The organism is Oceanobacillus aidingensis (assembly GCF_042654105.1).
GTDB lineage: Bacteria > Bacillota > Bacilli > Bacillales > Amphibacillaceae > Oceanobacillus > Oceanobacillus oncorhynchi.
In genome coordinates, this window is sequence record NZ_JBHSFT010000021.1 from 1 (window position 1) to 520 (window position 520).

Annotated in this window: 1 protein-coding gene; it reads left to right on the forward strand. The window is 43.7% G+C overall.

Going from position 1 to position 520, the window contains the following annotated elements; translation table 11 throughout:
• The coding region (locus ACFO3P_RS14505; RefSeq protein WP_379542468.1) for a transposase family protein at positions 1 to 520 on the forward strand (520 nt) is incomplete at both ends.

Sequence of the window (520 nt, forward strand, 5' to 3'; positions counted from 1 at the left end):
TCAGAGAAGAAGAAAGTCATTTCGTTGCGGAGTTATTCACGAAACCGCGCATGCAGAAATGTCCGTTTTGTGGAGAAAGAACCAAACGGATTCATGGTTACCGTTGGCAAAGCATTCAAGGGCCTGCTTTTACGACAAAAGAAGTTCATATTTCATTACGGAAAAGGCGTTACATTTGTGTGTCCTGTCATCGCACCTTTTATGAACGGCTTCAGATGATACACCGTTATCAACGGTGTATGGCAAGTGTTCAGACCACAGCGATGAAGCATGCAGCGGTGAGTTCCTTTCGTACGGCAGCACTGGTAACTGGTGTAACAGTGAATCGTGTTTTACGGTGGTTTGATCGGAAGGAGCTAACCTCCAGTAAAGTGTTACCTCGAGTCATTGCGATTGATGAATTTAAAGGCGATGCGGATGGAGAGAGGTTTCAATTGAATGTGGTCGATGTGGAGAATAGAAGAATCATCGATATCTTACCTGATCGAAAAGTAGAAACGATTGAGAAGTATCTAAAGTC